We start from the raw sequence: 12,319 nt of genomic DNA on the forward strand, positions 1-12,319 counted from the left end.
TTAAAATGATGCCATGGCAAGGGGGACCCTCACCGGTAATTGCGTATCATGCCAGAAATTTACCCCGGGGTTTTATCACGTTTATGCGATACCGGGTGGAATAAAACGATGTTGATCGGGCGTCATCCTTAACGCCGCGCCGCATGTGCGGCTGCAATGATCAATGTTCTGGCTGGTCGTCCGCCAGTTGTGCCAACAGCATTTGCTCAATAAGCTCGCTGCGGCTGATATTCCGCTGTTCCGCCAGTTTGTTCAGGGCGTCCACCGCATCCGCGTTAATCTTCAGTTCCACACGCCGTAAACCACGGACTTTATCGCGTCGAAGCTGATTACGCTTATTGATTCTAAGCTGTTCATCTCGGGATAGCGGGTTGGTTTTCGGGCGCCCCGGACGGCGTTCATCTGCGAACAGATCCAGCGTCGTGCGATCCGTTTGTTCTTTTGCCATAGGTAGCGGTACTGCAAGGGAGTTTGCATCTAAAAGCGCGTAGACGCTTCTGGATGGTTCGGTTAACACACTTCGGGCCAATAAACCCTAACCCAAATTTACCCCCAGCCAGGCGTTAATCAACACGCCGGGCACGGCGGCAAAATTATAGCGCGCCATATTACCCCAGCAGGTGGAGCAACGACAATGCTTAACTGAGCCGAAAACGCGCTAAGTCGTTATCTTTAGCGCGTTTTTTCACCAGATGGCCGTTTTGGGTGGTTGTCCGCACCAGGGGAAAGCGCCGGTCGGCTCAGGCTTCGTCGAGAAAACGGTGAATAGCGCGCAGCACCGGCTCCGGTTTTTCCGCATGAACCCAGTGCCCGCTGCCGGCGACCACATGTGCGCGAGCCTGTGGGAACTGGCGGGCAATGTCTGCACGGTAGCTGTCCTGCACGTAGGGCGACAAACCACCACGAATAAATAATGTGGGATGCGGCCAGGCGGGAACCTCCTGCCAGCCAGTGATGTTTTCATATTGATCGATCAGCACCGGCAGGTTAAAACGCCATTCGCCCTGGTGGAAGGATTTCAGCAGGAACTGGATCACTCCTTCTTCCTTCAGGTAGTCGCGCATCAATTCCGCCGCCTGCTGGCGTTGGGTGATGCCGGCCGCACTTACGGCCTGTAAGGCGACAAAAATCTCGTCGTGGCGACGGGTTTGATAATCCACCGGTGCCACGTCAATAACGATCAGTTTCTCCACTCGCTCAGGTGCGATTGCCGTCAGCGCCATCGCCGCTTTGCCTCCCATCGAGTGGCCGATCACAATGACCTTGTCCAACTGCAAGTCATCCAGCAGCGCCAGCAGATCCTTTGCCATTTCCGGGTAGGTCATTACCGGTGAACGTGGTGACAGGCCGTGGTTGCGCAGATCGACTTTAATCACGCTGTGCTGTCGGTTGAGATCGCGAGCCAGCACGCCCAGATTGTCCAGATTGCCGAACAGCCCGTGGATCATGACAACCGGCAGAGCGTCGGACTCGCAGGCCAGCAGTTGATAATGTAATTTCATGGCAAAGTTCATACTGAGTGAGATTCAGATTAGGGTATCATGATTAAAACACACGATGAAAATACCCGTCGCCTTTCAAGCCACAGGTAACAACGCTGCGGCTTGAAATCCATAGGGTATAACGCGGATTTTTCATGGTAAGGTGCGGGTTTGGCAGAGCCAATGCCAGGCAGGCTTTAGGTAATAGTCTGCTTTTGCCGTGTTGAGGCACATTGTGATGTTCGCATCTGCGCTTTTAACCTTATAATCCCATGGCTTGAATGCAGGATCTGGCTTCAGGTTCTAAGTAGAAAAAAACAGTACTGGATAAAGATGAAAACTATTGAAGTCGACGAAGAGCTCTACCGTTATATTGCCAGCCACACGCAACATATTGGTGAGAGCGCGTCCGATATTTTGCGCCGCATGTTGAAGTTTACCGCAGGTCAGCCGTTACGTGCGGTGCCGTCCGGCAGCGCCCAGAGCGCTGAGCAGGATAAAATTGTTGCCGCGTCGCGCCCGCGCGATCGCGTACGTGCCGTGCGTGAGCTGCTGTTGTCGGATGAGTATGCCGAGCAGAGCAAAGCGGTGAACCGTTTTATGCTGGTACTTTCCACCCTGTATACCCTCGACGCGGCGGGCTTTGCCGCAGCTACCGATGCATTGCATGGCCGTACCCGCACCTATTTCGCTGGCGATCAGCAAACCCTGCTGGCGAACGGAACGCACACCAAACCCAAGCACGTTCCGAGCACCCCGTACTGGGTGATCACCAATACCAATACCGGTCGTAAACGCAGCATGGTGGAACACATCATGCAGGCTATGCAGTTCCCCGCGGAACTGACAGAAAAAGTTTGCGGTACTATCTAATTTAGCGAACAGCCCGTCATGGTGGCCGTGAGCGACATATTGCCAGGCCGCAGGACAGGGATTAGGGAGATATGTCGATGGCGAATAATCCACGTGCCGGGCAGCCGGCTCAGCAAAGCGATTTGATCAACGTAGCCCAGCTGACGTCGCAGTACTATGTACTGCAACCTGAAGCCGGCAATGCAGCACACGCGGTGAAGTTCGGCACTTCGGGCCACCGCGGCAGCGCTCTGCGTCATAGCTTTAATGAAAATCATATTCTCGCTATTGCACAGGCGATTGCGGAAGTCCGTCATCAGCAAGGGGTGACCGGCCCATGCTACGTGGGTAAAGATACCCATGCGCTGTCCGAGCCTGCCTTTATTTCTGTGCTGGAAGTGTTGACCGCCAATGGCGTCGATGTTGTCGTGCAGGAAAATAACGGCTTCACGCCAACTCCTGCGGTATCCCATGCCATTTTGTGCCATAACCGTAACGGTGGGGCACTGGCCGACGGTATCGTTATCACCCCGTCTCACAATCCCCCGGAAGACGGTGGCATCAAATATAACCCGACCAACGGCGGCCCGGCTGATACCAACCTGACCTCCGTGATTGAAAAGCGCGCCAATGAACTGCTGTCATTGCAGTTGAAAGGCGTTCAGCGTCAGTCATTGGATAAGGCCTGGAACAGCGGCCGCGTGCACGCGCAAGATCTGGTGCAGCCGTATGTCGAAGGGTTGGTAGATATCGTCGATATGCCTGCTATCCAGCGTGCCGGCCTGAAGTTGGGTGTCGATCCGCTTGGCGGTTCCGGTATTGCCTACTGGCAGCGTATTGGCGAGCATTACAAGCTGGATCTGACGCTGGTGAACGACTCTATCGATCAGACCTTCCGCTTTATGCACCTGGACCACGACGGCGTGATCCGCATGGACTGCTCGTCCGTTCCGGCGATGGGCGGTTTGCTGGCGCTGCGTGACAAGTTCGATCTGGCGTTCGCCAACGATCCGGATTACGACCGCCACGGCATTGTTACGCCGAAGGGGCTGATGAATCCGAACCACTATCTGGCGGTGTCCATCAACTACCTGTTCCAGCATCGTCCAGAGTGGGGTGCCGATGTGGCGGTGGGCAAAACACTGGTTTCCAGTGCAATGATTGACCGCGTGGTTGCTGACCTGGGCCGTAAACTGGTGGAAGTGCCGGTGGGCTTCAAATGGTTTGTCGATGGCTTGTACGATGGCAGCCTGGGCTTTGGTGGTGAAGAGAGCGCGGGGGCATCCTTCCTGCGTTTCAACGGCACACCTTGGTCGACCGATAAAGACGGCATGATCATGTGCCTGCTGGCGGCGGAAATTACCGCAGTCACCGGTGAAAACCCACAAAATCACTACGAAGATCTGGCCAACCGCTTTGGTGCACCAAGCTACAATCGCATTCAGGCTCCAGCTACCCATGCGCAGAAAGCCGCATTGGCCAAGCTGTCGCCGGAAATGGTCAAGGCCAACACCTTGGCGGGTGACCCGATCACCGCTCGTCTGACGGCGGCTCCGGGCAACGGTGCCTCCATCGGCGGCCTGAAAGTGATGACCGACAACGGCTGGTTTGCCGCACGTCCTTCAGGTACCGAAGAAGCCTACAAAATCTATTGTGAAAGCTTCCTGGGTGCCGAGCATCGCGAAAAGATCGAGCATGAAGCGGTAGAGATTGTCAGCGAAGTGCTGGCTTCCGCCAAATAATTTCTTTTCTGCCTGATGAAAAGCGCTGTTTTTACAGCGCTTTTTTTATGCCTGCAATTTAGATATATCTATTTACAGAGACACTTTGCATATTTAGATATATCGATCTAGATTAGATATATCGAGGTTATTTAGATATATCTAAATAACCTCGTCAACTGACTATTCATTGAGAGGTAAAACCCTATGTTCCATCGATTAGGTTTACACCGCCGGCCCGGTTGCCACCATGACGGCGAAGAAGGGCTCGAACATCGTCGGCGCGGCGGGCGCCACCACTTTGGCGGCGAGCACGACGAAGAACATGGACGCGGTGGGCGTGGTGGCCGTGGCGGGCGTCACCGCATGTTTGAACATGGCGATTTGCGGTTGGTGCTGCTGGCGCTGGTGGCGCGCAAGCCGAGCCACGGCTATGAGCTGATCAAGGCGATCGACGAGGCTTCCTCCGGCTTGTACGTGCCAAGTCCGGGTGTTATTTATCCGACCCTGACGCTGTTGGAAGAGCAAGATTTCCTTGAGCCGATCACCACCGGTAACGGCCGTAAAAGCTACCAAATCACCGCGCTTGGTCAGAGTGAACTGCAAAAGCACCAGGCCACCGTAGATCTGATCCTTGCCCGTTTAGCCGGGGCCGGCCGCAGCCATCATCATCACGGTAATCTGGCGGAGGGTATCTCCGAAGCCATGAACCGCCTGCGCAGTTTGCTGCGCGGTAACGTGATGCGCGCCGATCTCTCGCCCCAGCAGGTTGAACGCATCAATAAGGCGTTGCTCACCGCAGTGGCGACGATCGAAAGCGAAATGAACATTCGCCCAACAGCGCAGGAGAACGACTGATGCCAGGCCACCGTTTCCGTATCACCGTTGAAGCCCTGAACGATCGCCAGGGTGAGCCGGTGGATAAAGCGCCGTTGAGTTTTGAAGTGGAAAACCACGACGATATTCTCGGCATTGTTGAGCGTATCAAAGCGCGTGAAGATCTGAACTTTGGCGAAGATAAAAGTGCAGCCTTTGCCGTCGGCTTGAAGCTGTTCTCGGAAGTGATGATCGAGAACCGCAAGCATCCGGTGTTCGCACCGCTGCGCGAGGCGTTCAAGGAATTTATGATGGGGTTGAAGAAAGGGCCACATTCGTAGGGGCGTCGCACAGGCCTCATGAACTGGGTTTGCATTTAACAGAATGGCAACTATCATTAACTCTGGTTATTTTATAAAAGTAAGCGGTTGCCATTTTTTTAATAAATATTTCAAGATTATTAATAACTAGAAACGTCATAAAACCAGTTTTTCTGCAGTAATTAAGTACAGTAAGTAATAATAGCCCTAATTAATTTAATGCTAACAATAGCATCATTTCCCCTTACCGCCATTATATTGATGGTGAGAAATTTTATTGATATTCAAAGGATTGCTTTTAGGTGTGAATTCGAAAATGAATTCACGCCGAGTCGTGCTGCGCCTGCTGTATCACTAAAGGGGGGAGTGATGAGAAAAACATACGTTAGCAGTAATAAAAAATCCGATGGTTTTGATTACGCGGTTTATTCTAATGTGCCGATAGAGGAAAGTTCCCGTTATCATTATGACTTTCCGCTAAAAGCGGTTTATAGCCGTGAGGATATCACGTCATTTCCCTATGTGGATACCTTGCCGGGAATACCGCCTTATATTCGTGGGCCGAATGCGACTATGTATACGGTAAAACCCTGGACCATAAGGCAATATGCTGGTTTTTCTACCAGTCAAGAGTCCAATGCTTTTTACCGTAAAGCATTGGCAGGGGGAATGCAGGGAATTTCTGTGGCTTTTGATTTGGCTACGCACCGTGGGTATGACTCGGATCATCCTCGTGTCGAGGGCGATGTCGGCAAGGCTGGCGTCGCCATTGATTCTGTAGAGGATATGAAAGCCTTATTTGACGGCATACCGCTTGATAGGGTTTCGGTGTCGATGACGATGAACGGCGCTGTTTTGCCGGTGATGGCAGCCTATATTGTTGCCGCGGAAGAAAGCGGCGTGGCACCAGAACAGCTTAAAGGAACGCTGCAAAATGATATCTTGAAAGAGTTTATGGTTCGTAACACCTATATTTATCCTCCCGTACCCTCAATGCGTATTGTCACCGATATTCTCGCTTACACCGCTGAGTACATGCCGAAATTCAACGCCTTGTCTATTTCGGGTTACCACATGCAAGAGGCCGGTGCGCCTGACGTACTGGAGTTGGCCCTGACGTTGGCTAATGGTAAAGCCTATATTCAGGCGGCTCTGGATCGCGGATTGAAAATCGACGATTTTGCCGGCCGCCTGAGTTTCTTTTTCGGCATGGGCATGCAGTTCTATGCCAACATCGCCAAGCTGCGTGCCGCCCGCCTGCTATGGTGCCAAATCATGCAGTCATTTGGTGCGAGTAAGCCCAGTTCATTGCTGCTGCGTACGCATTGCCAGACTTCGGGCTGGTCGTTGACGGAGCAAGATCCGCTGAACAATGTGGTACGTACCACTATTGAAGCTATGGCTGCCATTTTCGGCGGCACCCAGTCTTTGCACACCAACGCGTTCGATGAAGCCATGGGGTTGCCAACCGATAACTCCGCCAGGCTCGCCCGCAATACCCAACTCATTTTGCAGGAAGAAACCGCCATCTGTGACGTGGCCGATCCCTGGGCCGGCTCTTACATGATGGAAACGCTGACGATGGAGATGGCGGAAGGGGCGCGAAACATCATGAACGACATCAGTGCCATGGGCGGAATGCTGGTCGCTCTGGAAAACGGTTGGGTAAAACGACAAATTGAACATTGTTCGGCCATTACCCAGGCGCAGATTGATTCCGGCAAAATAGTGATTGTCGGCGTTAATAAGTATCAGTTATCGGGAGAGCGGCCGCTTGAGGTTCGCTTTATTGACAACAGTAAAGTGCGGGCTCAGCAAATAACCCGGCTGGCCTCACTGCGCCGGCAACGCAATGATACCCAGGTCGCCCATGCGCTGGCGGCATTGACGCGCTGTGCCGAGAGCGATGGCAATTTATTGGCTGCAGCAGTCGATGCAATGCGTCTGCGGGCCACGGTCGGTGAGGTGACCGCAGCGCTCGGGCAGGTATGGGGGCGTTATCAGGCGGAGCCGCAGTTTGTCACTCATGTTTATGGCGAGGAGCTCAGGCACGACCCGCAGTGGCAAAGAGTGACAGCGCAGATTGGCGCGTTCACCCTGCGACTGGGCCAGCGGCCAAAATTGCTGATCGCAAAAATGGGGCAGGACGGACACGATCGGGGGGCAAAGGTGGTGGCAGCCGGTCTGCATGACATGGGCTTTGACGTTGTACTGGGCGCATTATTCCAGACCCCGGAGGAAGTGGTACAACAGGCCAGCGCAAGCCACTGCCATGCTATTGGCGTCTCATCGCTGGTGGCAGGGCATAAAACGCTGGTTCCTGCATTAATGACGGTGCTGGCGGCGGCCGGAAGAGAGGATATCACCGTGTTCGTTGGCGGGGTGCTGCCTGTTGCCGATTACCCCTTTCTCTTCGATTGCGGTGTGGCCGATATTTTTGGCCCCGGTACGACATTGCTGACCTGCGCCGATCGGATCCTGGAACACATCGAACGCCAGCAGGTTGCTCAACAGAGTTCCGCAGCAATTCATTCTCCAAAAATCAAGTGAGGCGTATATGAACGGTGAGCAGCAAGGGCAGACCTTCAAATATAAACTGGCGGGCATCTCTACGTTAATTGGCCAGGTGGTATCGATGGACGAATGGGCGGAAATGTTTAAAGTCCCACACCGGAAAAAACCGGGGCAATACTTAACTGGCAAGGACATTCAAAAAATTATTGGTCCCGTGGAGTCCAAAAGCTGGGATCCGGATTTATTTCGCGATTTCACTCATGTCGTCAATGTGGCGCAAGAGGCTATGCAGGCGGCGGGGCTTGGCCCGAACGATATTGACGTCGTGATGGTAGCCAGCAGTACTCCGTATGAGGTTCAACTGGATTACGACTCTTTTCGCCTGATGCGAGCGCTGGGAATTCCCGATCACATTCCGCCATTACAATTGGCTGCCGGCTGTGCCGGTATGGGGCGAGCGCTGTCTTTAGCCGCCCGTTTACAGGCGAAAAATATCCTGGTAGTGACGTATGAAGTCTCTAGCCTGTACATGGTTTCACCCATTTACCGTTATAACAGCGTGCACCCGTTGCGCGATTCGTTATGGGCTTCGCCGGCTCTATTTTCTGATGGTATAGCGGCGATCGTATTAAGACAGCATGACGATGCGCAAGGCTACAGTCTTTATAGCCGGGACTCACTGTCCTTCGGTGATGAAGCGGGGTTTGAAGATCCGCTCATTCATTACCCCGGCGGCGGCGGATTGAATCCTCCCGGCGTTGAGCGTAATGAAGAACTGTCTTGCTATGCGATGGCGGGTGAGCAAACCAAACGTTACTATGCAAAAGGGATGAAATTGAATCACCTGGGGTTGGCTCAATATAATAGCAATTATTACAATGAGGTAGCGCGAATTTATACCCATCAAGCTAGCCCTAATATGGTCGAAAGCTATATTGAGCAATACTGTCATGAGACGCAGGTGGAGCAGGGTAAATTCAGTACTCACGCCCGGCGTTATGGCAACCTGGTGATCCCGAGTACGCTAAAACTTATTCACGATGATTTGAAAGAGAACAAACTCCATTCGGGCGATGATATTGCCGTGCTGGTGGTCGGTGCCGGGCCGGAAAGGGGCGCGTTTCTTATTGGGATAGAATAACCTATCTGGCCACATGTCCCGCTCGCTAAACCACATGTGGCACCCATTGACCTCAAGGTACAAAGCGGTAACCGACGCCGGTCTCGGTCAGCAAGTGTTTCGGCCGGGCCGGGTCGGCCTCTAGTTTTTGTCGCAAGTGACCCATATAAATGCGCAGATAATGACTGTGTTCGACGTAGTTCGGCCCCCAGACGTGGCTTAATAGCTGACGTTGGGTGATCACCTTGCCGGAGTTGGCCAGCAGTTCGGCCAGCAAACGGAACTCTATCGGCGTCAGATGCAAATCCTCACCCTGACGAAGTACCCGGCGGTTGATCAGATCGACGGTGATTTCGGAGAAGCTGACCAGTGGACTTTCTTGCAGGCTACCGGAATGACGGCGTAAGGCGACCCGTACGCGTGCCAACAGCTCACCGATACCAAACGGCTTGCTGAGATAGTCATCCGCCCCGGCGTCGAGCGCGGCGATTTTGTCTTCCTCAGCGTTGCGTGCCGACAACACGATGACCGGAATGGCGCTCCATTGGCGTAAATCACGAATATAGTTAAGCCCGTCGCCGTCCGGCAACCCCAAATCGAGAATAATCAGATCCGGCTTACGCGTACCGGCTTCAATCAGCCCGCGTTGCAGCGTTTCGCTTTCAAACACCCGCAGGCCTTCACTTTCCAGGGCGGTACGGACGAAACGTCGGATCTCTTTCTCATCTTCAACAATCAGAATATTGGTTGGCGTATTGCTCACAAGACTCCCGGGACTTGATTAAAGATCAAAGGCTTCGCTGTCTATTTCTGGCGGTTTCTCCAGCGGTAGCACAAAGCGGAAACGGGCACCGCCGTTGGCCCCGTTTTCGGCCCAGATACGGCCACCGTGCACTTCAATGATGGCACGGCAAATCGCTAACCCCAAACCCACGCCGGGGATCGCCGACTCTTTATTACCGCGGGAAAACTTATCGAAAATAAGCTGTAATTTCCCTTCGGGAATGCCCGGACCATCGTCCCAGACTTCGACTTCCAGCCACTCTGGCAGAGTATGGGCACGGATACCGATAGTAGCATCGTAGCTGGCATATTTATTGGCATTTTCCAAAAGGTTAGTGAACACGCGCTCCAGCAGGCTACCGTCGCAATTAACCAATACCAGCTCCGCCGGAAGCTCAACCTTGATTTGATGCTGGGCCATCAGCGGCTCCAGCATGTGCAGCGATGCGCCAACGATCTCCTCCAGCGATTGCCACTCTTTACGCAGATTAAAACCACCGGATTGGATGCGCGCCATATCCAGCAGGTTGTTCACCAGCCGGGTGGTGCTCAACACCTGCTGGCGGATCTGACTGGCCTGGGTTGCATGGTTGGAGCCTTCCGCCGCCAGATCGAGCGTCAGAATTTCCGCCTGACCGAACAGCACCGTCAGCGGAGTACGCAAGTCGTGGGACAGCGCCGCCAGCAGCGAGTTGCGCAGTTGTTCGCGTTCGGCGTCCAACTTGGCTTCCTCGGCGCTGCGCGCCAAATGCAAACGTTCCAGCGCGCTGGCAATCAACACCGCAAAGGTCTGTAGCAGCCGCTGTTGCTCCGGCACCATCAGCTGACGCAGGTTGCTGGGCTCGATGGCCAACAGGCCAAAGGTTTGTTTCGACGTGGCTAACGGCAACAGCTGATAGGGCACGCCGGGCAGGGTATCGGTACCGGCTCCGGCTGGCATGCCTTTGTCGAAACTCCAGCGCGCAATAGCCTCATCCACCGACAGCAGGCCGCCGGTTTCCCCGACCATTTGCTGTAGTTTGCCGTCTTCCTGTGGCAGCAACAGCACGGTTTTGGCCTGGAAGCTGCTGGAAAGGAAGTGGCGGCTGGTTTTGGCGATGTCTTCGGTGGTCAGCGCCTGGCTCAGCCCACGGGAGATCTCATACAAATGACGAGCCCGCTGCTCACGATAGCGCGCCACCCGCGCCTGATAACGTACGCCGGCGGTCAGGTTACCGATAGTGATACCGACAATCAGCATGACGCCAAAGGTCAGCAGATATTGCATATCACTGACGGCAAACGACCACTCGGGCTGGACGAAAAACAGGTCAAAACTGGCGACGTTGATCACCGCCGCCAACACAGACGGCCAACGGCCAAAGAACAGCGCAACAATGGCCACGCCAAGCAGGTAGACCATCACCAGGTTGGCCTGATCGAAGCCCGGCAGCAGCCACTGGGACAGCAGGGTGATCAGGGCGCAGAGTGCGACGGCGACGGCACAGCCACGCAGTTGGATGCGCCATTTCTCGCTAAAGTTTCGACTGTCATGTTCTTTGCCTGGCTGCGGGAGGCTGTCGTTTTCCAGGGCGACAATCACCAGATCGAGGTCCGGCCCCAACTTGCCAAGGCGATCGGCAAAGCTACCACGCAGTTTCCAGCGTTGTTCGCTGCGACGGCCAATAATGATTTTTCCCAGGTTGTGCTCACGGGCGTAGCGTAAGACGGCGCGTTCTTCATCAGGTTCGGACAGGGTGGCGGTTTCGGCCCCCAACTCCTGCGCCAGTCGCAGCGCTCGCAAAATTGCCCGGCGCTGGCTCTCTGGTAAACGGTGCAGCTTGGGCGTTTCGACATAGACTGCGTGCCAGTGGCAACCCAGCCGGGCCGCCAGCCGGGCGGCGATACGCACCAACTTTTCGTTGCCGCTGTTATGGCCGACGCATAGCAGGATACTGTCACGGGTGTGCCACACGCGTTCGCGGCCCTGGGTATCCCGGAAGGCGCGCATCTGGTCATCGACCCGATCGGCGGTGCGGCGCAGTGCCAGTTCGCGCAGGGCAATCAGATTGCCCTTACGGAAAAAGTGCTCGATGGCACGTTCGGCCTGACCGGGAATATACACTTTGCCTTCATTCAGACGCTGGCGCAGATCGTCCGGTGGCAGGTCAACCAGCACCACCTCGGTGGCTTCGTCGAACACGTGATCGGGCACTGTTTCACGTACCCGCACTCCGGTCACACCGCCAACCACGTCGTTCAGGCTTTCCAGATGTTGTACGTTGACGGTGGTCAACACGTCGATACCGGCATCCAGCAGCTCTTCGACATCCTGCCAGCGCTTCGGATGGCGTGAGCCATGGGCATTGCTGTGCGCCAGTTCATCCATCAGGATCAATGCCGGGTGGCGAGCCAGTGCGGCGTCGAGATCAAACTCCTGCACCATTCTGCCGCGATACTGAATGCGCTTTTGCGCCAGCAAATCCAGCCCGCCCAGCAGCGCGGCGGTTTCGCTGCGGCCATGGGTTTCCACCACGCCGACCAGCACGTTCAGCCCTTGGGCACGCAGCCGCTGGGCTTCCTGTAGCATGGCGTAGGTTTTGCCTACCCCGGCGCAGGCGCCGAAGAACACCTTCAGGCGGCCACGGGGCTTTTCATTGGCCAGCGCCAGCAGGCTGTCAGGGTCGGGGCGCTGTTGTTCCTCTTCCACCATCGGAGTTCCTTTTTGCAGCA

The 12,319-nt window shown here is 54.8% G+C and carries 9 protein-coding genes and 1 pseudogene; 6 read left to right on the plus strand and 4 right to left on the minus strand.

Annotated elements, in window-relative coordinates:
• Nucleotides 1-160: 160 nt before the first annotated feature.
• Together ybfE and ybfF are read right to left on the minus strand one after the other, a co-directional pair.
• Nucleotides 161-448 (minus strand): LexA regulated protein, encoded by a 288-nt coding sequence (gene ybfE, locus ACUTQ5_RS01730; RefSeq protein WP_012005675.1) that lies wholly within the window; start codon nucleotides 446-448, stop codon nucleotides 161-163.
• A gap of 292 nt (nucleotides 449-740) precedes the next feature.
• A complete protein-coding gene (ybfF, locus tag ACUTQ5_RS01735; RefSeq protein ID WP_445649815.1) occupies nucleotides 741-1,514 on the minus strand; it encodes an esterase in 774 nt (257 codons plus the stop codon).
• Between the two features lie 300 nt (nucleotides 1,515-1,814).
• Between ybfF and seqA the strand changes: the two genes are divergently transcribed.
• The 6 genes and pseudogenes from seqA (at nucleotide 1,815) to ACUTQ5_RS01765 (ending at nucleotide 8,845) form a co-directional block, all read left to right on the plus strand.
• Nucleotides 1,815-2,354, plus strand: a complete 540-nt coding sequence (seqA, locus tag ACUTQ5_RS01740) for a replication initiation negative regulator SeqA (protein ID WP_445649816.1) — start codon at nucleotides 1,815-1,817, stop codon at nucleotides 2,352-2,354.
• 77 nt (nucleotides 2,355-2,431) lie between these two features.
• Nucleotides 2,432-4,075, plus strand: coding sequence for a phosphoglucomutase (alpha-D-glucose-1,6-bisphosphate-dependent) (pgm, locus tag ACUTQ5_RS01745; RefSeq protein ID WP_445649817.1), 1,644 nt, complete (start codon nucleotides 2,432-2,434; stop codon nucleotides 4,073-4,075).
• Between the two features lie 186 nt (nucleotides 4,076-4,261).
• Nucleotides 4,262-4,912 carry a PadR family transcriptional regulator gene (locus ACUTQ5_RS01750; protein WP_445649818.1) on the plus strand — a complete coding sequence of 217 codons (651 nt, stop codon included), beginning with the start codon at nucleotides 4,262-4,264 and terminating at the stop codon, nucleotides 4,910-4,912.
• Complete coding sequence (locus ACUTQ5_RS01755; protein ID WP_445649819.1) at nucleotides 4,912-5,211, plus strand: DUF3861 domain-containing protein; 300 nt, start codon at nucleotides 4,912-4,914, stop codon at nucleotides 5,209-5,211. Before ACUTQ5_RS01750 ends, ACUTQ5_RS01755 begins: the two co-directional genes overlap by 1 nt.
• Before the next feature lie 456 nt (nucleotides 5,212-5,667).
• Nucleotides 5,668-7,740 (plus strand): annotated as a pseudogene (gene scpA / locus ACUTQ5_RS01760) (methylmalonyl-CoA mutase); the annotation flags it as partial.
• A 7-nt stretch (nucleotides 7,741-7,747) separates the two neighbouring features.
• On the plus strand, nucleotides 7,748-8,845 hold the full coding sequence (locus tag ACUTQ5_RS01765; protein ID WP_445649820.1) for a 3-oxoacyl-[acyl-carrier-protein] synthase III C-terminal domain-containing protein: 1,098 nt from the start codon (nucleotides 7,748-7,750) through the stop codon (nucleotides 8,843-8,845).
• Between the two features lie 52 nt (nucleotides 8,846-8,897).
• On the opposite strand, the gene kdpE is transcribed toward ACUTQ5_RS01765, so the two are convergent.
• Both kdpE and kdpD read right to left on the minus strand, forming a co-directional pair.
• Entirely contained in the window at nucleotides 8,898-9,587 is a 690-nt protein-coding gene (gene kdpE / locus ACUTQ5_RS01770; protein ID WP_445649821.1) for a two-component system response regulator KdpE, read from the minus strand.
• Between the two features lie 18 nt (nucleotides 9,588-9,605).
• The gene (kdpD, locus tag ACUTQ5_RS01775) at nucleotides 9,606-12,299 is read right to left on the minus strand and encodes a two-component system sensor histidine kinase KdpD (protein WP_445649822.1); all 2,694 of its coding nucleotides are present in this window, start codon (nucleotides 12,297-12,299) and stop codon (nucleotides 9,606-9,608) included.
• Nucleotides 12,300-12,319: the final 20 nt, after the last annotated feature.

Source organism: Serratia sp. NA_112.1, from assembly GCF_052691715.1.